This window comes from Tissierella pigra (assembly GCF_009695605.1).
In the GTDB taxonomy this organism is placed as follows: Bacteria; Bacillota; Clostridia; order Tissierellales; family Tissierellaceae; genus Tissierella; species Tissierella pigra.
Window position 1 is genome coordinate 1 of sequence record NZ_VUNQ01000046.1, and the last position, 23,336, is coordinate 23,336.

At 30.2% G+C, this 23,336-nt stretch carries 29 protein-coding genes; 28 read left to right on the plus strand and 1 reads right to left on the minus strand.

What is annotated here, in order from left to right:
- Positions 1 to 229 precede the first annotated feature (229 nt).
- The 27 genes from FYJ83_RS15595 to FYJ83_RS15725 all read left to right on the plus strand — a co-directional run bounded on the left by FYJ83_RS15595 (position 230) and on the right by FYJ83_RS15725 (position 21,257).
- Positions 230 to 610: a NusG domain II-containing protein gene (locus FYJ83_RS15595; RefSeq protein ID WP_154442081.1), complete on the plus strand. Its 381-nt coding sequence runs from the start codon at positions 230 to 232 to the stop codon at positions 608 to 610.
- Between the two features lie 14 nt (positions 611 to 624).
- Positions 625 to 1,140: a Gx transporter family protein gene (locus FYJ83_RS15600; protein ID WP_154442083.1), complete on the plus strand. Its 516-nt coding sequence runs from the start codon at positions 625 to 627 to the stop codon at positions 1,138 to 1,140.
- A gap of 13 nt (positions 1,141 to 1,153) precedes the next feature.
- Positions 1,154 to 1,735, plus strand: a complete 582-nt coding sequence (locus FYJ83_RS15605) for a Maf family protein (protein ID WP_154442085.1) — start codon at positions 1,154 to 1,156, stop codon at positions 1,733 to 1,735.
- Between the two features lie 16 nt (positions 1,736 to 1,751).
- On the plus strand, positions 1,752 to 2,459 hold the full coding sequence (radC, locus tag FYJ83_RS15610; RefSeq protein WP_154442087.1) for a RadC family protein: 708 nt from the start codon (positions 1,752 to 1,754) through the stop codon (positions 2,457 to 2,459).
- Positions 2,460 to 2,486: 27 nt separating this feature from the next.
- On the plus strand, positions 2,487 to 3,518 hold the full coding sequence (locus tag FYJ83_RS15615; protein WP_154442089.1) for a rod shape-determining protein: 1,032 nt from the start codon (positions 2,487 to 2,489) through the stop codon (positions 3,516 to 3,518).
- Between the two features lie 10 nt (positions 3,519 to 3,528).
- A complete protein-coding gene (gene mreC / locus FYJ83_RS15620; RefSeq protein WP_154442091.1) occupies positions 3,529 to 4,362 on the plus strand; it encodes a rod shape-determining protein MreC in 834 nt (277 codons plus the stop codon).
- Between the two features lie 15 nt (positions 4,363 to 4,377).
- Positions 4,378 to 4,878, plus strand: a complete 501-nt coding sequence (gene mreD / locus FYJ83_RS15625) for a rod shape-determining protein MreD (protein ID WP_154442093.1) — start codon at positions 4,378 to 4,380, stop codon at positions 4,876 to 4,878.
- A gap of 11 nt (positions 4,879 to 4,889) precedes the next feature.
- Positions 4,890 to 8,138 carry a penicillin-binding transpeptidase domain-containing protein gene (locus FYJ83_RS15630; protein WP_154442095.1) on the plus strand — a complete coding sequence of 1,083 codons (3,249 nt, stop codon included), beginning with the start codon at positions 4,890 to 4,892 and terminating at the stop codon, positions 8,136 to 8,138.
- Positions 8,139 to 8,178: 40 nt separating this feature from the next.
- On the plus strand, positions 8,179 to 8,847 hold the full coding sequence (gene minC / locus FYJ83_RS15635; protein ID WP_154442097.1) for a septum site-determining protein MinC: 669 nt from the start codon (positions 8,179 to 8,181) through the stop codon (positions 8,845 to 8,847).
- Positions 8,848 to 8,865: 18 nt separating this feature from the next.
- Positions 8,866 to 9,678 (plus strand): septum site-determining protein MinD, encoded by an 813-nt coding sequence (gene minD, locus FYJ83_RS15640; RefSeq protein ID WP_154442099.1) that lies wholly within the window; start codon positions 8,866 to 8,868, stop codon positions 9,676 to 9,678.
- 12 nt (positions 9,679 to 9,690) lie between these two features.
- Complete coding sequence (gene minE / locus FYJ83_RS15645; RefSeq protein WP_154442101.1) at positions 9,691 to 9,969, plus strand: cell division topological specificity factor MinE; 279 nt, start codon at positions 9,691 to 9,693, stop codon at positions 9,967 to 9,969.
- 93 nt (positions 9,970 to 10,062) lie between these two features.
- On the plus strand, positions 10,063 to 10,866 hold the full coding sequence (locus tag FYJ83_RS15650) for an FMN-binding protein (RefSeq protein WP_154442103.1): 804 nt from the start codon (positions 10,063 to 10,065) through the stop codon (positions 10,864 to 10,866).
- Positions 10,867 to 10,921: 55 nt separating this feature from the next.
- Positions 10,922 to 11,968 (plus strand): FAD:protein FMN transferase, encoded by a 1,047-nt coding sequence (locus FYJ83_RS15655; protein ID WP_154442105.1) that lies wholly within the window; start codon positions 10,922 to 10,924, stop codon positions 11,966 to 11,968.
- A 54-nt stretch (positions 11,969 to 12,022) separates the two neighbouring features.
- Complete coding sequence (locus FYJ83_RS15660) at positions 12,023 to 12,301, plus strand: hypothetical protein (protein WP_154442107.1); 279 nt, start codon at positions 12,023 to 12,025, stop codon at positions 12,299 to 12,301.
- 110 nt (positions 12,302 to 12,411) lie between these two features.
- A complete protein-coding gene (locus FYJ83_RS15665) occupies positions 12,412 to 14,259 on the plus strand; it encodes a TIGR03960 family B12-binding radical SAM protein (protein ID WP_154442109.1) in 1,848 nt (615 codons plus the stop codon).
- Positions 14,256 to 14,951 (plus strand): TIGR03936 family radical SAM-associated protein, encoded by a 696-nt coding sequence (locus FYJ83_RS15670; RefSeq protein WP_154442111.1) that lies wholly within the window; start codon positions 14,256 to 14,258, stop codon positions 14,949 to 14,951. The genes FYJ83_RS15665 and FYJ83_RS15670 overlap by 4 nt, the downstream gene beginning before the upstream one ends.
- A gap of 15 nt (positions 14,952 to 14,966) precedes the next feature.
- On the plus strand, positions 14,967 to 16,190 hold the full coding sequence (locus tag FYJ83_RS15675) for an Rne/Rng family ribonuclease (protein WP_154442113.1): 1,224 nt from the start codon (positions 14,967 to 14,969) through the stop codon (positions 16,188 to 16,190).
- A gap of 121 nt (positions 16,191 to 16,311) precedes the next feature.
- Positions 16,312 to 16,623: a 50S ribosomal protein L21 gene (rplU, locus tag FYJ83_RS15680; protein ID WP_154442115.1), complete on the plus strand. Its 312-nt coding sequence runs from the start codon at positions 16,312 to 16,314 to the stop codon at positions 16,621 to 16,623.
- A 2-nt stretch (positions 16,624 to 16,625) separates the two neighbouring features.
- A complete protein-coding gene (locus FYJ83_RS15685) occupies positions 16,626 to 16,973 on the plus strand; it encodes a ribosomal-processing cysteine protease Prp (protein WP_154442117.1) in 348 nt (115 codons plus the stop codon).
- Complete coding sequence (rpmA, locus tag FYJ83_RS15690; RefSeq protein WP_154442119.1) at positions 16,973 to 17,263, plus strand: 50S ribosomal protein L27; 291 nt, start codon at positions 16,973 to 16,975, stop codon at positions 17,261 to 17,263. Before FYJ83_RS15685 ends, rpmA begins: the two co-directional genes overlap by 1 nt.
- A gap of 158 nt (positions 17,264 to 17,421) precedes the next feature.
- Positions 17,422 to 18,693, plus strand: a complete 1,272-nt coding sequence (obgE, locus tag FYJ83_RS15695; protein WP_154442121.1) for a GTPase ObgE — start codon at positions 17,422 to 17,424, stop codon at positions 18,691 to 18,693.
- A gap of 19 nt (positions 18,694 to 18,712) precedes the next feature.
- On the plus strand, positions 18,713 to 18,892 hold the full coding sequence (locus tag FYJ83_RS15700) for a hypothetical protein (protein ID WP_154442123.1): 180 nt from the start codon (positions 18,713 to 18,715) through the stop codon (positions 18,890 to 18,892).
- Between the two features lie 18 nt (positions 18,893 to 18,910).
- The gene (yhbY, locus tag FYJ83_RS15705; protein WP_154442125.1) at positions 18,911 to 19,204 is read left to right on the plus strand and encodes a ribosome assembly RNA-binding protein YhbY; all 294 of its coding nucleotides are present in this window, start codon (positions 18,911 to 18,913) and stop codon (positions 19,202 to 19,204) included.
- 59 nt (positions 19,205 to 19,263) lie between these two features.
- Positions 19,264 to 19,881 carry a nicotinate-nucleotide adenylyltransferase gene (gene nadD / locus FYJ83_RS15710; RefSeq protein WP_154442127.1) on the plus strand — a complete coding sequence of 206 codons (618 nt, stop codon included), beginning with the start codon at positions 19,264 to 19,266 and terminating at the stop codon, positions 19,879 to 19,881.
- On the plus strand, positions 19,874 to 20,446 hold the full coding sequence (gene yqeK / locus FYJ83_RS15715; RefSeq protein ID WP_154442129.1) for a bis(5'-nucleosyl)-tetraphosphatase (symmetrical) YqeK: 573 nt from the start codon (positions 19,874 to 19,876) through the stop codon (positions 20,444 to 20,446). Before nadD ends, yqeK begins: the two co-directional genes overlap by 8 nt.
- 73 nt (positions 20,447 to 20,519) lie before the next feature.
- Positions 20,520 to 20,864, plus strand: coding sequence for a ribosome silencing factor (gene rsfS, locus FYJ83_RS15720; protein WP_216585969.1), 345 nt, complete (start codon positions 20,520 to 20,522; stop codon positions 20,862 to 20,864).
- 12 nt (positions 20,865 to 20,876) lie between these two features.
- On the plus strand, positions 20,877 to 21,257 hold the full coding sequence (locus FYJ83_RS15725) for a RidA family protein (RefSeq protein ID WP_154442133.1): 381 nt from the start codon (positions 20,877 to 20,879) through the stop codon (positions 21,255 to 21,257).
- Positions 21,258 to 21,293: 36 nt separating this feature from the next.
- On the opposite strand, the gene FYJ83_RS15730 is transcribed toward FYJ83_RS15725, so the two are convergent.
- Positions 21,294 to 22,556 (minus strand): D-alanyl-D-alanine carboxypeptidase family protein, encoded by a 1,263-nt coding sequence (locus FYJ83_RS15730; RefSeq protein ID WP_154442135.1) that lies wholly within the window; start codon positions 22,554 to 22,556, stop codon positions 21,294 to 21,296.
- Positions 22,557 to 22,698: 142 nt separating this feature from the next.
- On the opposite strand from FYJ83_RS15730, the gene FYJ83_RS15735 reads away from it, so the two are divergent.
- Entirely contained in the window at positions 22,699 to 23,328 is a 630-nt protein-coding gene (locus FYJ83_RS15735) for a helix-hairpin-helix domain-containing protein (RefSeq protein ID WP_154442137.1), read from the plus strand.
- The last annotated feature ends 8 nt before the right edge of the window (positions 23,329 to 23,336 follow it).

Consider the following 23,336-nt stretch of genomic DNA (forward strand, 5'->3'; position numbering starts at 1 on the left):
ATTTAATCAAGGATCGCTATCGCTTTCCTCCTTGACAAAATAATTACTAGCAATTTAAGAAAACCACAGCATTATTCAGAGAAAATTTTTCAGAGGTCTGTGTCACATATGTTTGACTTCTCTAGAAAAGGCTCTTTATTTTATTAAATTGTAACTTGTAAATAAAAAATATAAATGGTAAACTAGTAATGTGTGTAATAAGCTTAGAGATTAGATAAAGGATGATTACATGACAAAAGGAGATAAAGTTTTAATAATTGTTATTATACTAATAAGTGTAACTTCTTTAGGTTTAATAAAAAGCAAAGCTTCAGGATATAAAGAAAAGTATATTAGCATTCAAATAAATGGTGAAGAATATAAAAAAATAATTTTCGACAAAAAAATAATAGGAAAAACTATACCTATTGAATCTGAATTTGGTTTTAATTTATTAGAAATAGGAGATGAACAAGTTAGAGTAATTGAAGCTTCTTGTCCTGATAAATTAGACGTACATCAAGGATATATATCGAAACCTGGAGAGTTAATTGTGTGTTTACCTAATAAACTAGTAATAGAAATAAAAGGTTCCCAAGAAAACAATGAAGTTGATCATATAAGTTATTAAGGATGTTATAGAATATGAAGAAATTGAATAAAATGATATTTTTATCTCTATTGGTATCAGTAGGGCTTGGATTATCAGTATTAGAATCAGCAATGCCATTACCAGTTACTATACCAGGTGCCAAACTAGGACTTTCAAATGTGGTTATTTTAGTTACATTAGTTATCTTTGGATTCAAGGAATCCTTTATAGTAGGTGTATTGAAAAGTATAGTACTTATGTTTGTAACAGGTAGTCCATCAAGTCTTATATATAGTCTATCAGGTGCTATTTTAGCCTCTATTACTATGTATATTGTATATAAATATTTTTCTAAAGTTTTTAGCCTTATAGGAGTAAGCATATTTGGAGCAGTGGCTCACAACATTGGCCAAGTCAGTATGGCTTCACTGATGATGTATAATTCAAGAATATATTCTTATTTGCCTATTCTCTTATTGATGAGTTTATTTACAGGATACTTTGTAGGTCTTGCATCAATGTTCATAACTAAAAATTTAGAAAAAAGCTTAAAATCATATTTTGTGTAATTGGGGAGATAATATGGAAAAAATAATATTAGCATCATCTTCTCCTAGAAGAAAAGAAATCTTAAATAGATTTAATTTAAATCCATTAATTGTTGAAGCCAAAATTGAAGAAAAAAAGTCATATAACGAATCACCAGAACAAGTTGCAATGGCTTTAGCATTTGAAAAAGCACTATGGGTATGTAACAAATTTAATAATGAAGAAGTTGTTATAGGAGCTGATACCATAGTAGTTTTAGGAAATAGGATTTTAGGTAAACCAAAGGATGAAGAGGATGCCTTTAGAATATTATCTTTATTAAATAATAAAGAACATAGTGTAATTACTGGTATTTCAATTATAAGAGCAAATACCAATATAAAAATAATAGACTATGAGTCTACTTTAGTTAGATTTAGACATTTATCAGAAGAACAAATAAAAAGATATATAAACACTAAAGAGCCTATGGATAAGGCAGGAGCTTATGGAATTCAAGGTTATGGTGAGGTTTTAGTTGAAAAGATAGATGGATGTTATTCTAATGTAGTAGGCTTACCTTTAGGAAGGCTTGACTACTTATTAAATAAATTTTTTAATATAAAAATATTATAGATAAGTAGGTGTTTGCATGAGTAATAATTTTATTCTTGAGAAAAATTATACCATTAAGGAACTTCCCATGACTGAAAGACCTAGAGAAAAACTTTATAGTCATGGACCTAGTGCATTGTCCAATGAGGAACTATTGGCAATTATAATTAGAACAGGTAATAAAGAAGACTCAGCAATAGATTTAGCTAGAAAGATTTTGAGTAAGGATAATAGAGGATTGGCGTATCTTCGAGATACTACATTACAAGAATTGATGGAAATTAAAGGTATAGGCAGGTGTAAAGCTGCACAAATACTTTCAGCAATAGAAATAGGAAAAAGATTAAATTATAAAGAAGCATTATATAAAGTAAAAATAAATGAGCCTAGTACCATAGCCAATTTATATATGGACGAAATGAGATATTTACAAAAAGAACATTTTAGGATTGCCTTATTGGATACAAAAAATCAAATAATAGTAACTGAAGAAATTTCAGTAGGAACTTTAAATGCTTCCATAGTTCATCCAAGAGATGTGTTTAAGGCAGCAATAAAGAGAAACTCCAATTCTATGATTTTGGTGCATAATCACCCTAGTGGTGATCCTAAACCAAGTAATGAAGACATTAATATAACTAACCGTTTAGTAGAGGCTGGTAATTTAATAGGAATAAAAGTGTTAGATCATATAATAATTGGTGATAATAGATATATAAGTTTTAAGGAAAAGAATCTAATATAAGTTTGGATTAAGGAAGGAGTAAATAGCATGGGATTATTTAGTGGATTTGTAAAGGATATGGGTGTAGATTTAGGAACAGCAAATACATTAGTTTATATAAAAGGCAGAGGAATAGTAGCTAGAGAACCTTCAGTTGTAGCAATACAGACAAATACTAAACAAGTATTGGCTGTAGGTGAAGAGGCTAAAAAGATGATAGGAAGAACACCAGGAAATATAGTGGCTATTCGACCATTAAAAGATGGAGTAATTGCTGATTTTGATGTTACAAAAAGTATGTTAAAATATTTTATAAGAAAGGCATCTAAAAAAAGAAGTCTATTTCAGCCTAGAGTGGTAATATGTGTACCTAGTGGTGTTACAGAAGTAGAGAAAAGAGCAGTTGAAGAAGCGGCTATACATGCTGGAGCTAGAGATGCTTATTTAATTGAAGAACCGATGGCAGCAGCCATAGGTGCTGGATTACCTGTTCAAGAGCCAACGGGTTCTATGATAGTTGATATTGGTGGTGGTACTACAGAAGTTGCTATTATTTCATTAGGTGGTATAGTTACATCTAAATCCATTAGAGTAGGTGGAGATGAGTTAGATGAATCCATAGTCAGTTTTATAAAAAGAGAGTATAGTTTAATGATTGGAGAACGTACTGCAGAAGAAGTTAAGATAACCATAGGTTCAGCAGATTCAAATTCTGAATTATCTACAATGGATATAAGAGGTAGAGATATGATTTCTGGATTACCTAAGACAATAAGTGTAAGTTCAGATGAAATATATAATGCTTTGAAAGAACCAGTTCATAATATTTTAGATGCAATAAAATCTACTTTGGAAAAGACTCCACCAGAGTTGGCTTCAGATGTAATGGAGTTAGGTATAATGTTAACAGGTGGGGGAGCACTTTTAGAAGGCTTAGACAGATTGATTATGGAAGAGACAGGTATGCCAGTACATATTGCTGAAGAACCATTGGATTGTGTTGCAATAGGTACAGGAAAAGCATTAGACAGTATAGAAGTTCTTAAAAAAACCCTTTCAAATAATAAAAGAATAGGTTAGTGGTGATATTATGTCCTTTTTCAATAGGAATAAAGAGAGAATGATGGTAACGGCAGTTGCTATCATTCTAATTGTTATAATAGGAGTTACCAGTACTGAAAGAATGGCTTTAAGTAAAGTAGAAAAAATAATAGGTAATATTCTTACACCTATAGGGAAAGTATCAAACTCTATAGGTAAAGGTGTTTCTGATTTTTTTGAAGGTGTTAAAAATATTGGAAAATTAAAAGAAGAAAATGAGTCTTTAAAAAAACAAATATCTAAATTAGAAGAAGAAAATCGAAATTACTTAAATATTATAGGAAAAACTGATTATCTTAAAAATGAAGCCAAGGTTTTAGAGAAGACAAGTTTTAATTTAATTTCCGCTCAAATAATAGGCAAGGAACCTGGAAGTTGGTTTGATAGATTTACCATAGACAAAGGAATAAAAGATGGGATAAAAAAAGGTAGTACTGTAGTTCAAGGTGTAGAGGTTGAACAAAATATCATAGTCGAAGGTGTTGTAGGACGTGTAGTTGATGTTGGAGACAACTGGTCGAAAATAGTTTCTATTATAGATGAAGTCAATAGTATATCTTTTGTGAATCTGAGAACTCAAGATGGTGGAGTTGTATCAGGTAGTATTGATGGACAAATCTCTGGATTTCTCTATGATAATAAATCGGATGTAATAAAAGGAGATAAATTATTTACATCAGGTCTTGGTGGAGTTTTTGCTAAGGATATATATATTGGTGAAGTAGATGAAGTAATAGATGCAGAGGAAGAACTAATGAAAAAGATAACAGTTAAACCTGCTGTAAACTTTAAAAAATTATATAAAGTTTTTGTAATAGATTAAAATTGAGGGATGAATATGATTGTACTAACATTATCTTTAATAACTTTGTTAAACCTTTTTTTACAAAGCTCAATACTTCCATATCTAAGCATATTTGGGGTTGTACCTAATACAGCCCTTCTTATAATTATTTCCATAGGTTTATATAAGGGAAGAATTTATGGAGGAATAATGGGGCTGATAATTGGTATAATACAGGATATTCTATTCAGTCCTGTTTTAGGTATAAACTCATTTATCTATTTTTTTATAGGTTATGTAGTGGGACTGACTCAAAATAAATTATCTAAGGATAATATTCTTATACCTATATTATTTTCCATTTTAGGTACAGTATTTTATAATTTTGCATATTATGTATTTATGTTTTTCTTATCTCATGATATTCCATTTTTATATTTCCTGAAAGATGTATTAACTATAGAGATAATATATAATATTGTTTTATGTATTCCTATATATAAGATTTTTTCAAAGATTTTCGTTGTACCAAAGATAAGATTTGGTAATAGATAGAGGTGAAATAAATGAAATGGATAGAAAAAATATTTAATAGATATAATATTGTTACATATATCGTTGTTCTTCTTATGTTTCTTTTATCTTTCAGATTGGCTATTTTAACTATTGTGGAAGGTGATGACTATAGGGATAAAGCAGATAATAAAAGATTAAAAGAAGTATATGTTTCTGCACCAAGGGGAGAAATAAGAGATAGATATGGTAGGCTTTTAGCAGGAAATAAGCCTAGTTTTACTGTGCAACTTTTAAAAGATGAACTAAATATAAAGGATAAAAATAAAAAAAATCAGGCTTTATTGTCTTTAGTAAGACTACTGGAGGAAGATGGAGTTACATATGTAGATGATTTTCCAATTAAATTAAATGCCTTTAAATATAAGGCTGAGGAAGATTATTTTAAGGAAGATTTAATGCCTAATGACAAGGTAGTAGATATTATAATCAATCATAATCTCATGGGAGAGCTGCTTGAAGCTTCATATATTCATCAAGAATACCCAGAGCATTACAAATTTTCTATAATAGAAAAAGCTATAAATGCTTTAGAAGATAGAGACATAGAAGTTAATAGAGAAGGTCTTACGGTTGGTGAGTTAGTAAGCCTAATACAAAACGATAAAATAATCATAAGAAAAATAATAGACCATCCAATTTCTAGGAAATTGATATACGAAATCTTAACTAATAAGAATTTAACTGAAAATATTATTATGGAAGATTATTCATTAACTTATGATGAAGAATATAAGGAGCAAAAAAGAAGTTTAATGGGCTCTTATCCAGAGGTTACAGATAAAACAACAGCAAAACAGGACTTTGTCAGTATAGTTATGAAAACATCTATCAATGATATTTTAGAAAGAGTAATAGAAAAAGAAAATAATAAAGGAAAAATCGAGATTATAGTACCTGGAAAAATATTATTAGATATGATATTGGAGAAAGATCCCAATATACCTATAAAGATAGAGTTAAGTGAAGAGAATTCTAGTGTAATATATAAATATACAGGAAATGAAGATATAGGGGATAAATCACCTACAGACATTTTAGTAGAGTATGGTAAAAAGGCTGGAGTTATGGAAGAATTTATTATTAATGATAATATAAGGTCAGTGGCACAGGAACAGCTATTAAATAACGGAATAAATCCTAAAATTTCTATTGCAAAAGATTTTGAATATGTATTTATAAATAATAAGAAAAGATGGTATAATGGATATAGTATAGATGAAACAAGTACAGTTAAGGAAGCTTTTGAAGCCTTAAAAGAAAAACATGAAATATCTAAGGATTTAAGTAACTATGAGGCTAGGTCCATACTTATACTATATGAAGTTCTTAGTAAACAGGGACATTTAGCTTATCAGCCAATAAATATTGCATATGGTATTAAAGATTCAACTGTGGCAAAAATAGAGGAAGGGTTATCAGATTTACCAGGTATACAGGTCTCCATAGAACCTGTTAGATATTATCCAGAGAAAAATACTGCGGCTCATATACTAGGATATTTAGGGAAAATCAGTCAGCCTAATGAAATTAAAAAATATGTAGATGAAGCTGGATACTCCCCTAATGATATTATAGGTAAAGCTGGAGTTGAAGAAAGCTTTGAAGAAGTTCTAAGGGGAGAAAATGGAGTAAAAAGAGTAGAAGTAGATGTACTAGGAAATACAACAAATATCTTAGATGAGAAAAAGCCAACACCAGGAAACAATCTTTATTTAACCATAGATTTGAAGCTGCAAAAATTTGCAGAAAATGTATTGCGTCAAACATTAGAAAAAGTTCAAGTTGGCGGGACATATGAAAGTCAATGGGGTAATTATCAATTTGGAAATAACAAGAAAAAGGGAAGACCATATGTAAATGCCACATCTGGTGCAGTAGTAGCCACTAATGTTAAAACAGGAGAAGTTTTAGCCATGGCTAGTTATCCTGCTTATGATCCGAACTTATTTGCAACAGGCATATCTGATACAGATTGGTTAAGTTTATTCCCAGAACACGATAAAGACCCATTAGCACCTAGACCTTTGTATAATATAGCTATTCAAACTGCAGTACAACCGGGTTCTACCTTTAAGATGGTAACTGGACTTGCTGGCTTGGAAAAAGGACTAAGCCCTACTAAGCGTATAAGAGATATGGGATATGTTCAAATTGGAAATTATAAACCAGCGTGTTGGATTTGGAATCAAAGCAGAGGAACTCATGGATATGAAAACTTATACGAAGCAATTAGAGATTCATGTAACTATTATTTTTATACATTAGCCTTAGGTAGAAATCAAAGAACTGGAGAGAGTATAGGAATTAAACTTGAGATTGAAGATATAGTAAATTTATCTAAACAATTAGGACTAAATGATAAAAGTGGTATAGAAATAAATATACCTGCAGAAGTATCTGGTGGTGTTCCAGATCCACAAAGAAAAATAATACTTACTAAGTCCATGTTAAAATCCTATTTACGTGGTAATATAGAAAAATATGTAAAAGAAGATACTATATTGGATCAAGATACTATTAAAGATATAATAGAAGATATAGTAAGCTGGACTGAATTAGAAGAGCCTTTATCTAGAGGTGAGGTTATTAGAAGATTAGATGCTTTCGGGCTAGAGCCAGAAAAGAGACTTTCAGGAGAAAAGGAAGGACTAGCTGATAGAATTAAATTTAGTTACTTGCAACAAGCAGGGTGGAATATAACAGATACTTTAAATGTGACCATTGGTCAAGGTCAAAACTCCTATAGTCCTATTCAGATGACAAACTATATAGCTACCATAGCTAATGGAGGTTATAGACATAAGGTAACTTTAGTAGATAATGTAAAAAACTATAATAATTCTAAGGTTATTTTAAATAAAGAACAAGAAGTTGAGAGAATAGAGTTAAATAACTACGAAAACTTAGAACATATTAAAAGAGGAATGTTGGAAGTATCAAATGATGGTTCTTCCAGAAGAATATTTGGAAATTTTCCTGTACAAGTAGGCTCTAAAACAGGTACTGCTCAAAGAGCAGGGGTGAATCCTTACACAGGAGACACTTATGATGATTTTGCATGGTTTGTTGCTTTTGCACCTTATGAAGACCCTGAAATAGCAGTGTCAGTAGTACTGTTTCAAGGTGGTAGTGGAGGTTATGCAGGACCTATGACAAGAGATATTATTGCAGAATATCTAGGATTAAATGTAGTTGGAACTAAGGAATCCCTACCTTTTAAAAACAGTTTATCAGAGTAATATGAAACCTATTTAAATTATTGTGGAGGTAGCTTAGAAAGTGAAAGATGACTTAATTAGTTTTAAGGGTGTTAAGGAAGGTGTTTTTCTAAATGTTAATGGGGCAGATTTGTTAATTATTAAGAAAGAACTAGATAAGAAAATGAAAAATGCTCCCAATTTTTATAAAGGAATAAAACTTTTAGGTATTAAATCAGAAGGATTGTCCTATGAAGACTTAGTAGAATTAAAATTGATTTTAAAGTATAAATATGATTTGGTAGTTTCTGAAGAAGAACTGCCAGACTATATACTTAATCCTAAATTAAAAATCCATGAAGACAATAAAGAGTTAGACACTATACCTGATTCTACATTTGATGGTATAGATTGTGGAATGACAAAATATATAAATGGGACTCTAAGATCAGGACAAACTGTTGACTATGATGGTAATATAGTTATAATAGGAGATGTAAATCCTGGAGCACTTATAAAGGCTAAAGGAAATATAATAGTCCTTGGTACAATTAGAGGAGTTGCTCATGCTGGAATATGTGGAAACTTAAATGCCATAGTGGCAGCATATAATTTACAACCTATGCAGTTAAGGATTGGGGATATAATTGCTAGACCGCCAGACGAACAATCAGAGATATATAAAGTTCCGGAGGTCGCAAAGATTAAAGATGGGGAGGTAATAATTGAACCATATTTACCTAACAAATAATAAAAGGGAGGATAATAAATGGACAAAGAGAAACTAGGAACCGCCATAGTTGTCACTTCAGGAAAAGGTGGCGTAGGAAAAACTACAACATCTGCAAACATAGGAACTGGACTAGCTGTTTTAGGAAAATCTGTAGTAGTTGTAGATGCAGATATTGGGCTACGAAACTTAGATGTTGTTATGGGATTGGAAAATAGAATAGTCTATGATATAGTTGATGTAGTAGAGAAAAATTGTAGGCTAAAACAGGCTTTGATCAGAGATAAAAGACATGAAAAGTTATACCTTTTACCTGCAGCCCAAACAAAGGACAAATCTGCAGTGAGTCCAGATCAGATGCTTGAATTGGTAAATCAGCTAAAAAAAGAATTTGATTATGTTATTATAGATTCTCCAGCAGGAATAGAACAAGGATTTCAAAATTCAATAGCTGGTGCTGATTTAGCATTAATAGTAACAACTCCTGAAATATCAGCTGTAAGAGACGCTGACAGAGTAATAGGAATACTTGAGGCAAAGGGATTGCATAATCCTAAACTAATAATAAATAGAATCAGGCATGAAATGGTAAAAAGAGGAGATATGATGAATATGGATGATATTATAGATATTCTAGCCATAGATTTATTTGGTATAGTACCAGATGATGAAGCTATTGTCATATCTACAAATAAGGGGGAGCCAGTAGTTATAGATGAAAAAGCATTATCAGGAAAGGCCTTTAAAAATATAACCAAAAGAATAATAGGAGAAGAAGTAGAATTTCTAAATTTAGATGTTGATGAAGAAGGAAAGCTAAGCAAAATCCTAAAAGTATTATTTGGTAAATAAGGGGGGAGTTTCTTGGAACTATTTAAATTATTTGGGAAAAAAGATGAAAGTAGTAAAAATGTAGCTAAAGAAAGACTTAAATTAGTATTGGTACACGATAGAGCAGATCTTTCACCTAAATTTCTAGATATGATTAAAGGTGATATAATTAGGGTAATATCTGAATATGCAGATATAGATGAGGCTGGATTAGATATTAAACTAACAAGAATGAAAAGAGACAAGGATAATTCTACAGTTTCTGCATTAGTAGCAAATATACCTATAGTAAAAGTAAAGGATAATCAGTAAATAATATAGTGTAAAATTTAATATTGATAAACTTTATACTATATAGTATAATAGTAAAGATGTATAACCAAAGAAAAATTTAGGAGGTTTGAAATGAAGAAAAAAGTATTAGCCTTAGGATTATCAGTGGTAGTAACTGCTGCTATTTTTACAGGATGTACTAAAAAAGAACCGACTCCAGTGGATGAAAACAAACCAGGTGTAAATGAAACAGCAGGAGAAACAAATGGCAACTTAGTAGATGGTACTTATTTAGTTAAAACAGAAGTAAGTGATCATGGGAACTATTCTATGGCAAAACTTGAGGTAAAGGATGGACAAATTGAGGCACTTGATTATAATGAGTATTTAGTAGACTCAGGAGATGCTAAAAATGAATCCAATTATCCTTATGCAGAAGGAATAGCTGTAATTAAAGATTTAAACGCTCAATTTAATGACAAAAAAGACCTTAATGCAGTAGACTTTGATGCAGTTTCAGGTGCAACTAGTACAAAAGGAACTTTCAAAGAGATTACTGGACAGTTATTAGATAAAGCATCTAAAGGAGAAACTTATACTCCAGTATTTAAAGATGGAGAATATGAAGCTAAAGCTGAAGAAGCTAGTCATGGTTGGTTAGCAGAAGTTAAAGTAAAGGTTCAGGATGGACAAATTGTTGGTGTTGACTATGCCGAAATAGCAGTAGAAGATGCAGATGGAGTTAAAGTAGGAGATAGAAAGTCAGCAGATAACTATGCTTATGAGCCAGCTTTTGAAGTAGCTAAAGCAATGCAAAAATTAATTGTGGATAACAATGGAACAGAAAACCTTAATGTAGATAGTATTACAGGAGCAACAACAACTAGAACTACTGTAATAGAACTTGTAAATCAAGCTTTAAGCTCAGCAAAATAAAAATAAAACCCTAACTAAACGTTAGGGTTTTTTTAAAATAATATGGAGTGATAAAATGAAAATTAGCAGATATATGTTTTGCATACTTCTAGCTTTATCATTGGTTATAACAGGATGTACGAAGAATAAAAGTATAGATCCTATTTCTAGGACAGAATTTTTAATGGATACAGTAATGACTGTGAAAATTTATGATAAGGCTGATGAAAAGATTTTAGATAAGGTATTTTTAAGATTAGAAGAAATAGAGAAACGAATGAGTGCTACATTAGAGGAAAGCGATGTAAATAAGATAAATGAAAATGCAGGTATAAAGCCTGTATCCATAAATGAAGATACCTATTTTGTCATAAGTGAAGCAAAACATTTCGCTAAAATTTCTTCTGGTGCATATGAACCTACTATTGGACCTTTAGTAGATTTATGGAATATAAAGGCAGAAGAGAAGGAAAGGGATTTCATACCTACAGCTGAAGATATAGAAAAAACCAAGGTCTATATAAATTACAATAATCTTGAGTTATTAGATAATAATCAAGTATATTTAAAAGAACAAGGTATGAAGATTAATCTTGGTAGTATAGTAAAAGGATATGCTACAGATGAGGTTAGAAGAATATTAATTGAAAATGGAGTAAATAGTGCAATAATTGACTTAGGAGGAAATGTTTTTGCTCATGGAACTAAACTAGAAGAAACTCCTTGGAAGATAGGGATTCAAGACCCATTTGAGCATACTGGAAATTTTTTAGGGGTAATAGAAGCTGAAAATAAGTCCATAGTCACATCTGGAGACTATGAAAGATTTTTTACCTATAAGGGTAAGAAGTATCATCATATTTTAGATACTAAAACAGGTTATCCAGCAGATAATGAAATAACTGGAGTAAGTATTATTTCAGATAAATCCATAGATGGAGATGGATTGTCCACTACATTATTTGTTTTAGGTGTAGATAAAGGAATAGAACTAGTTAATTCATTGGAAGGTATTCAAGCTATATTTGTTACAAAAAATAGAGATGTATATATTCCTGCAAGTTTAAATGATAAATTTAATTTGAATAATGGGAATAAACATTTTAACATAAAAGAATATTAATCAATAGTATAAATTCTACCAAATATCATATAGTATATTGAGGTAGGTGATTTTATGAATAAAAGATATTTTAAATCTTCAAATAGTTATTATAATAGGCAGATTAATAAATTAGTTTTTGTTTTAGTTACTTTATTAATTATACTTTTAATTAAGATGATGAATACTAGAATAACAAATGATATTATCAATATTATTGAAAAAAATGTATATTATGAATTTAGTTTAAAGAAAGATGGAGAAAAAGTAAAAGAATATTTAGTAAAATTCGTAGATACATCTATGGAAACCATAGAAGGTCTAACAGGACAACTTTATAAACATAACAAATAGAGTACCTCGGGATTTCCCGAGGTACTCTATTGAAGAGTAAAATTTTCCTACTAATATTGGGAGAAAAGTGATAAGATAATACTTAGAGTATCAATGAAAGGTGGAAACAAATGATAAATCAGAAGAAGCTTGATAGGGTTCTAAAAAGAGTAGAAAGACCAGCAAGATATATTGGAATGGAACAAAATTCAGTATCAAAAGATTTAGAAAAGGTGAAAGTAAAATTTGCCTTTTCATTTCCAGATATATATGATGTTGGAATGTCTCATTTAGGACTTCATATTTTATATAATTTAATAAATGAAGAAGAAGATTTCTTATGTGAAAGAGTGTTTGCTCCTTGGACAGACATGGAAGAAGAAATGAGACATGAAAATCTTCCTCTTTTTACATTGGAAAGCAAAGAAGAAGTAAGAAATTTTGACTTTTTGGGATTTACACTACAATATGAAATGAGTTATACAAATATATTAAATATTTTAGATTTATCTAAGATCCCTTTATTATCTAAAGATAGAACAGATGAGGATCCTTTTGTATTAGCTGGAGGACCTTGTGCATATAATCCAGAGCCAATAGCAGACTTTATTGATTTCTTCATAATAGGTGAAGGGGAAGAGGTAACTATAGAAATACTTCAAGTATATAAAGAGCATAAAGAGGGAAACTGGAATAGAGAAGAATTTTTAAAATCAATTGCTAAAATTCAAGGGGTCTACGTTCCTAAATTTTATGATATAGTATATAAAGAAGATGGAACTATAAAGGAGAGAATTACCCTTATTGAAGGAGTGCCAAGTAAGATAGACAAAAGAATGATTAAAGATTTAGACTCCATGTTTTCACCAGAGAAAATGATAGTACCATTTATTGAAACTGTTCATGATAGAGTAAGTATGGAAATATTTAGAGGGTGTACCCATGGATGTAGATTTTGTCAGGCAGGCATGATTTATAGACCCATAAGAGAAAAATCTGTAGATAAAATAGTAGAATTAGCAGATAAATTAGTGGAAAGCACTGGATACGAAAATGTTTCTTTATCTTCCCTTAGCTCTTGTGATTATTCGGAATTATATTTACTTATTACAAAATTAATGGAAAAGTTTGAAGAGAAGAAAGTAGGAGTATCTTTACCATCATTAAGATTAGATTCCTTCAGTATAGATATATTGAAGGAAATTGAAAAGGTTAGAAAATCTGGATTGACTTTTGCACCAGAGGCAGGAAGTCAGAGACTTAGAGATGTAATAAATAAAGGAATTACAGAGGAAGATTTAGTCAATACTGTAAGCTATGTATTTAAAGAAGGGTGGTCCACTATTAAACTATATTTTATGGTGGGATTACCTACTGAAACTGACGAAGATGTAATGGGGATAAAAGATTTAGCTTATAAAGTTAAGGATATGTTTTTTGATTTGCCTAAAGAAGAAAGAAAGGGTAATTTAAAGGTAACAGCTAGTGCTTCTTGTTTTGTACCTAAACCATTTACTCCTTTTCAGTGGGTAGGTCAAGAATCCATGGATGAATTTTACAGAAAGATATATCTTGTAAAGAATAGTATAAAAGATAATAAGGTAACATTCAATTATCATGACCCTAAACTAAGTTATTTAGAGGCTATAATAGCCAGAGGTGATAGAAGAATATCTAAACTTATACTTAGGGCTTGGGAGAAAGGCTGTAAATTTGATGGATGGTCCGAGCATTTTAAATATGATACATGGATAGAGACTTTAAAAGAGTTAGATATGGATGGAGATTTTTACGCTTTAAGAAATAGGTCTTTAGAGGAAAACTTACCTTGGGATTTCATAAATCCAGGAGTATCTAAAGAATATTTAATAAGAGAATATAAAAGATCAATAGAGGAACAAACTACACCTGATTGTAGAGACAAATGTAGAGGTTGTGGAATAAAGGGATGTACAATGATTGGCGGTGAAAACAATTGATTTTACGAGTTACATTTTGCAAGAAGAATTATTTAAGATATATTGGGCATTTAGATCTAATGAGATTGTTTCATAGGAGTTTTAATAGAGCAAAAATTCCTCTAAAATATTCGGAGGGTTTCAATCCCCATCCTAAGTTCTCCATAGCACATCCTTTATCACTGGGAATTGAATCTGAGGAAGAATATATGGATATAGACCTAGATTATATGGCAGTAGATGAATTTATGGAAAAAATGAATGAGGTATTGCCAGATGATATTCAAATCACTAAAGCAATATACTTAAAAAAAGAAGAATCTATAGCATCTTTGATTTCTTGGGCATTTTATGAAATAAACTTTGATATAATTAAAGATAAATCTAAAGAAGAAATAGAAGATATAATCAACACTTGGTTATGTAAAGAAGAAATAATGATTACCAAATTAAAGAAAAAAGGTAAAAAGAAAATTGAGAGACAAGAAAACATTAAAAATCTTATAGGAAATATTGTATTAAAAGAAATAAATCATAACAATGTAATAATAGATACACTAATAAAAGCAGGAGATAATGGAAATTTAAAGCCAACTAACTTAATGGAAGCTTTAAATAGAGATACAACTCTTAATATAGATATGGATTCTATAACCATAAAAAGATTAGGTCTATATGCGGAAAAAGATAAGAATATATATAAGCCTTTATAAGATAGGAGAGTTTTTATGAGTTATATTTTTATTGATTCCTTAGATGGATTTCAAAGAGTAGGCATTGTAGAGAATAATAGACTTGTTGAATATCATTTAGAAAAAGAAGAAAAGAAAATAGTTGGAAATATTTATAGAGGTAGGGTAGTCAATGTATTACAAGGTATGGAAGCAGCATTTGTAGATATAGGAGAAGGTAAAAATGCCTATTTATATGTAAAAGATGCTCTACCGAAGGAAATGTTATATAGTGGCAAAAGATATAGTATATCAGAAGTGGTCAAATCTGGGCAAGAAATAATAGTTCAAGTAATAAAAGAACCTTCAGGAAATAAAGGTGCAAAAGTGACTACCCATATTGAAATACCTGGTAGATTCTTAGTATTTACTCCTTTTTCAAATAAGATAAACATATCAAAGAAGATTCGAAGTATAGTTGAAGTAGAAAGCCTAAAAGAAATAGGAAAAAAAATCATAAAAAATGACACTGGTCTAATTTTTAGAACAGCTTCAGAAGGTATAGATGAATCTATATTACAAGAAGAGTACAATATCTTATATGATATTTATGCTAAAATAGAAAAAGAAAGAAATTTCTTACCTTGTCCTAAATTATTATATAAGGAGCCTAGTTTAGGTTATCAAATAATAAGGGATAGCTTTAATGATGAAACTGAGAAAATCATAGTGAATAATAAAGAAGTTTATGATAATTTGATTTTAACTGAGGAAACATTGCCATTCAGGTTTTCTAATAAGATGAAATTAGACAAAGATTTTTCTATTAACTATAACACAGGAATTCAACTGGATTTACAAACTGCATTACAAAGAATAGTCTCTCTTAAATCAGGAGGGTATATAGTTATAGACGAGACAGAGGCACTAACGGCCATAGATGTGAATACTGGAAAATTTGTAGGAAGCAGTTCTTTGGAAGATACCATAGTAAAAACCAATATCGAAGCTGCTGGAGAAATTGCAAGGCAAATTAGACTTAGAGATATAGGTGGTATAATAATCATAGATTTTATCGATATGAAAAATAAAAATGATATTTCCAATGTTTTAGCCATACTTCGTAAGAATTTAAAGAAGGACAAAATAAAAACTAATATCATAGATATTACAAAATTAGGTCTTGTGGAATTGACTAGAAAAAAAATAAGAAGGTCTTTGTCTAGGGACTTTTATAAAGTATGTCCTAAATGTGAAGGTAGAGGTCATATTATAGAATAGATTGTCTATTGACATTCATGCAAATATTTGTTAAAATATTTTGGTGTAGAGCCGCTCAATCTGGGTTTAAGTCCTAATGGCACCCTGTATTGGCGAGACTGGGTTAGAGGAGGTGCTGTAAATGTATGCTGTAATAGAAACAGGTGGTAAGCAATATAGAGTTCAACAAGGCGATGTTGTTTTTGTAGAAAAATTAGATGGAGAAGAAGGCTCAAATATAAATTTTGATAAAGTTCTTTTAGTATCTAAAGAGGACGATATAGTTGCTGGTAAACCTTATGTTAACGGAGCTAAAGTTGAAGCTGTTGTTTTAGAGCAAGGAAAAGCTAAAAAAATCGTTGTTTTCAAATATAAAGCTAAGAAAAATGCTAGAAAGAAACAAGGACATCGTCAACCATTTACTAAGGTAAGAATTGAAAATATAGTAGGCTAATTATGATTGTAGCTAAAATATTTAGAGACGAAGAAAATAAAATTAAAAAATATACCATAGAAGGACATGCAAACTATGACTCCTATGGAAAAGATATAGTATGTGCTGCTATGTCAGTACTTTCTCATACCACTTTATTATCTTTAATGGAACTTTGTGGTATTGACGAAAAAACTATAATATATTCTATAGATGATAGAGGGTTTCTAAGTGTAGAATTACCTAAAGATATAGAAGAAAATAAATTAGATAAGACTCAAATCCTACTGGAATCTTTAGTAGTAGGAATTAAATCCATAATAGAAAGTTACCCAGAGTATGTAACACTCAAAATGGGGAGGTGTAATTGATGATTAAATTGAATTTACAATTATTTGCTTCTAAAAAAGGAGTAGGTAGCTCCAGAAACGGTAGAGATAGTGAAGCTAAAAGATTAGGCGTTAAAAGAGGAGATGGCCAATTCGTTTTAGCGGGAAATATCCTAGTTAGACAAAGAGGAACTAAAATACATCCAGGAAACAATGTAGGTAAAGGTTCAGATGATACTTTATTTGCTACAGTTGACGGTGTAGTTAAGTTTGAAAGAAAAGGCAGAGATAAAAAACAAGTTAGTGTTTATCCTGCAGAAGAATTAGCATAGACCTAAGCTTACCATTATGGTAAGCTTATATTTTTTATTTTTTTGGAAAAACTATTTTAAATAAGACAATTAGATTGACAGAAGAGGCAAAATTGGTATAATAAATTTAAAAGATTTGAAAAATAAAAGAAGAAGTAATAAATGAGGATGATGAGACTATGTTTATAGATGTAGCCAATATACGTGTTAAGGCAGGTAAAGGTGGAGATGGAGTAGTAGCTTGGAGAAGAGAGAAATATGAGCCGTCAGGTGGACCTTATGGAGGCGATGGAGGCAATGGTGGCAGTATAATTCTAAAGGCTGATGAAGGTATTAGAACTTTAATGGATTTTAGATATAAACGATCATATATAGGACAGAATGGCGAAGATGGAAGATCTAAGAAACAATTTGGTAAAGGTGGAGAGGATATTATATTAAAATTACCTATTGGAACATTGGTTAAAGACGAAGCCACTGGTGGGGTAATTGTAGACCTTAAAGAAAAAGATCAAACATTTGTTATAGCCAAAGGTGGTAGAGGTGGTAGAGGAAATGCAAGATTTGCAACTGCAACTCGTCAAGCACCTGGGTTTGCTGAGCCAGGGAAAAAAGGTGAGGAAAGAAATATAGTATTTGAATTAAAACTTTTAGCAGATGTGGGACTTATAGGATTTCCCAATGTAGGTAAGTCTACTATTCTATCAATTGTATCAGCAGCTAAGCCTAAAATAGCAAATTATCATTTTACAACTCTAAAACCAAATCTTGGAGTGGTTAGAGTAGGCGATGAGAAGTCTTTTGTTATCGCAGATATTCCAGGGTTAATTGAGGGAGCTCATGAAGGTGCAGGATTAGGTCATGATTTTTTAAGACATGTAGAAAGAACTAGAATACTTGTACATGTATTAGATGTATCAGGTAGTGAAGGTAGAGACCCTATAGATGATTTTTATAAAATAAATGAAGAATTAAGTAAATATAATATAAAATTAAAAGATAGACCACAAATAATAGTGGCAAATAAAATGGATATACTTGGAGCAGAAGAAGGACTTCAAAAAGTTAAAGAAGAATTTGAACCTAAGGGATATAAAATATTATCACTTTCTGCTGCAACATTGGAAGGTATAGATGAACTAAAATATGAAATTTGGGATCTATTGATAAACACTGAAATAGTTTATGAAACATTTGATGAAGAGTTTATTCATGAAGATGAAGATACTAATAACTCAATAATTGTGAAAAAAGAAGATGGAAAATATATGGTAGAAGGAGAATTTATAGACAGACTCTTAAGTGCAACATATTTTGATGATGTAGATTCCTTGAGATATTTCCAAGATATGCTTAGGAAAAAAGGTGTAATAGATGAGTTAAATAGTCTAGGTATAAAAGAAGGGGAATCTGTATTTATATGTGGATACGAATTTGAATTTTTTAATTAATGGAGGGTAAAGTACTAAAATGGACTGCTTAAATTGTGGAAACTGTAAAGAAAATCAACCAACATATTATTGTTTAATGGAAAACCAAGTAGTAATAAATGAAAACTACAAAAGAGAAGAAAAATGTAGAACAGGTTGGAAGAAAGGGAGTACAGACTACGAAAAGCATAGAAGAAACAAAAAAGAGCTGGAAGTCTAAATTAGAGGAGTGAAGTATTTGTTAACAGGTAAACAAAGATCATATTTAAAAAGCATTGCACATAATATGGACCCTATATTTCAGGTAGGAAAAAATGGGATAACTGAAAATTTTATTAAGCAAGTTGAAGAAGCCCTAGAGGCAAGAGAATTATTAAAAATAAAGGTACTAAATAATAGTTTATTAGATGCAACAGAGGTTGCTAATGAAGTAGCAGAAGCTGCAAATGCAGAGTTTGTACAAAGCATTGGAAATAAATTTGTAATATATAAGGAATCAGAAGAAAATAAAACTATTGAATTGCCTAGATAAAAAGTTTAAACTTCAGAAATATTTCTGAAGTTTAATTATTAATTTGGAGGAGAAATTCTATGAAAATTGCAGTAATGGGTGGAACCTTTGATCCCATTCACAATGGACATTTAATAGCAGCAGAATATGCTAGAACTTCATTGAAGTTAGATAAGGTAATTTTTATTCCTTCAGGAGTTCATCCATTTAAAAACAATAGAAATATTACTGAGGGTAAAAAAAGATTGGATATTCTTTCTTTAGCCATAGAATCAAATAAATATTTTGATATATCTAATATAGAAATAAATAGGGAAGGTACTACTTATACTATAGACACCATAAGAGCTTTAAAGGAGATTTATAGAGAAGATGAAATCTATTTTATTATTGGCTCAGATATTATATTTGAAATAGTACAATGGAAGGGTTTTCAAGAACTTATAGAATTATGTAATTTTATATTATTATACAGATTAGGAAAAAATGAGGATAAAATAGAAAACAAAATTGAAGAATTAAATAGATTATATGGGTTAAAATTTGAAAAGGTAAATGCACCACTTATTGAAATATCTTCTACTGAAATAAGAGAAAGGGTTAAAAGGGATTTAAGCATTAAGTATCTTGTACCAGAAATAGTAGAAGGTTATATTTATAAGCATAAGCTATATAGCAGGGAGAATATAAATGGATAAACAATTAAAGGAAAGTTTAATAGAAGATATAGGAGAAAAAAGATATAATCATTCTTTAAGAGTAATGGAAACTGCCATAGATTTAGGTCAAAAATATTGTACAGATATTGATAAAATAAAAATAGCGGCTATTTTACATGACTGTGGAAAGTTCATGGATAGAGAAAATCTGTTGAAAATGGCATATGACTTTGGTATAATCGTAGATACTTGTATGGAACATAATCCTGAATTAATACATGGACCTTTAGGCTCAAAAATTGCAGAAAAGAAGTATAAAATAAAAGACAGAGAAATTTTAGAGTCTATTTGTTATCATACCACTGGTAGAGAGAATATGACCATATTGGATAAAATAGTTTATATAGCTGACTATATAGAGCCTTGTAGAAACTTTCCAGGAGTTGAAGAAATAAGAAATTTAGCTTTTAAAGATTTAGATAAGTCGATTTTATTGGCAATGGAAAAGACTATAATATTTTTAATTGGAGAAAATAAAATTATTCATCCTGATACTGTAAAGGCAAGAAACTTTTTAGTTATAAAATCAAACGAGTTAAGGTAGTTAGTTAAAGTAATAAAAGGTTAAGATGATTTGTATTATATAAAATAATAAATATTTTAGGGGGTAGATTATGATAGATTTACAAGAAAAGTTGGATATTATTACTAAGGCCTGTGAGGATAAAAAAGGAATAGATATAAAAGTATTGAATATAACAAAGTTAACACCTATAGCAGATTATTTTGTTATAGTAAGTGGAAATTCTTCTACTCAAGTAATGTCCATAGCTGACGAAATAGAGGAAAAAATGATTTTAGCAGGATCGGAAGAAATAATTAAGGAAGGCTATCAAAGTGGAAGGTGGATACTTTTAGATTTTAATGATATAATAGTTCATGTATTCCATAAAGAGGAAAGAGAGTTTTATGACTTGGAAAGATTGTGGTCTAAGGAAGAAGAAACAAATAATCAGAACTAGGAGGAGAATTATATGTCATTAAGATTTTTATCAACCGACAAAGCACCTGGAGCGGTAGGTCCATATTCACAAGGAGTTAAGGCCGAGAATATAATTTATACATCTGGACAACTACCTATTGATCCTGCAACAGGAGAATTATCTAAAGGTGATATTGAAAAAGAGACTAGATTATGTTTAGAAAATGTAAAAGCTGTTTTAGAATCAGCACATGCAAGTATTGAAAATCTAGTTAAAGTTACAGTTTTTGTAACTAATATGGGTGATTTTCCTAAGATAAATGAAGTTTATGCAGAATTCTTTGGAGAACATAAACCAGCTAGATCTTTAGTACAAGTAGCCGCATTACCTAAAGATGCAGATATTGAAATTGAGGGAATTGCAATATTATAATAAAAAAAATCTAGTCCAAATATTGGACTAGATTTTTTATAATTTATAAATACTTGCACTTCTATATCTGCGTCTTTTTTTTCTTTGATTTAATGACCATATTCTTAGGAAAAGCAGTAATCCAAATATAAATAAATACCATTTACCAAGAAGTATTTTAAATATATTGGGGGCTGGAATCTTGTCCACATCCATAGTGGAAACAATGTCTGTACTACCTATTACTTCATTGTCTAAGATATATTCAACTTTACCTATTACTTGGTCTTTGGCAATAGGGGCTTCTAAATTTTCACTTACTGTGATTTTTTCTTCTATACCATTTTTCCTATCATTTTTTACTATGATTGTAGTGTCATTCTTTGTTATTCCAGATACAAAAGGAACAGTACCTTTATTTACGCTAAAGTTATCGATAAATTTATTTGCAAATCCAATATTTATGTTTTCAAAATTTTCAACACCGTAATTCAATAATTTATGAATGTCAGAATAAATATTTTTTCCACTGGATTTTAAAACTACAGCTATTAGTTTATGATCATTTTTTTCAAAAGATGTTACAAGACATTGTTGGGCAGCTACAGTATAACCAGTTTTTACTCCATTAACTCCATCATACTTAATAGGAGTTAATTTGCCATCTACATCAATTTTCTCATTACTATAAAGAAGTCTATTGGCTGATTTTAAATACCTTGTTTCAGATTTTTTATTTGTTGTAGGAATTGTATAGGTATAGTTTCCCACGATTTCTCTAAACTTTTCATTTGTCATAGCATATCTGGCCATCATGGCTAAATCATAAGGGGTTGTTTTATGATTTTCATCTGGCAAACCATTTGGATTGACAAAGTTGGTATTTAATGCGCCAATTTCTTTTGCCTTTTGATTCATCAGATTACTAAATTCCTCTATACTGCCAGATATATATTTGGCTATGGCAAGAGCAGCATCGTTTGCAGATTCTATTAGTAAGGCATTTAGTAGGTTTTCCAGAGACATTTGTTCCCCAAGTTCTAGAGCTATATGACTTCCAGAAGTTAAATCTATAACTTCTTGATCTATGGTAACAATATCATCCATTTTTCCTTTCTCAATAGCCAATATTGCAGTCATAATTTTAGTAGTACTTGCAGGATATAGTTGAGAATTAGAATTTTTCTCATATAACACTTTACCAGTATCCATATCCATTAAGATAGCACCTTCTCCAACTAAATCTAAATCATCAGCATAAGAAAAGGAATATGTACTAAATAAAACCCCAACAATAAACAAAATAAAAAGTCTTTTCAAATTATCCACCACCTTATTTATATATTAAGATTATAACAGAAATTATATAAAATTTTAAGTCAAAATATTTATAAAATAGAAGGGAAAAAAATAATTAAGTCGAATTAAACTAAGAAGTAATAATTATTTTAGGAGGGGTGTTATGGATTCCTTTACAAAAAGAGAACAAATAGGTATACTAGTAATTGTTTTAGTAATTGTTGTAAGTTTAGGTTTTAAATTTTTCGCAAGGGATATAATTAAACTGGAAGATAATATGGAAGTAATTAATGAAAACCAATTAGAGGCTTCTGAGGATATAGAAGATACTAGTATAATAGAGGAAGAAGAAACAATAATAATGGTTCATATAAGTGGACAAGTATATAAACCAGGATTAGTAGAACTAGAGGCAGGACAAAGGCTAACAGATGCAGTAGAATTGGCAGGTGGTCTTAGAAAAGATGCAGATATAGATAGAATTAACTTAGCTAAAAAATTAGTTGATGAAGAAAAGATATATATCCCTAAAATTGGGGAAGAACCATTAGAAGAAATAAGTACCATCGGTGTAAACGATTTAAACATTGAAGATATTTCTGATAAAATAAATATAAATACTTGTACAAAAGAAGCATTAATTAGTTTGCCAGGTATAGGAGAAGTAACAGCTAGTAAAATAATTGAATATAGAGAATCTACTCCATTTAAAAACATTGAAGATATAAAAAGTGTTTCTGGAATAGGAGAGAAAAAGTTTCAAGCCATAAAGGAATTAATAATAGTAAAATAGAGAGGTGT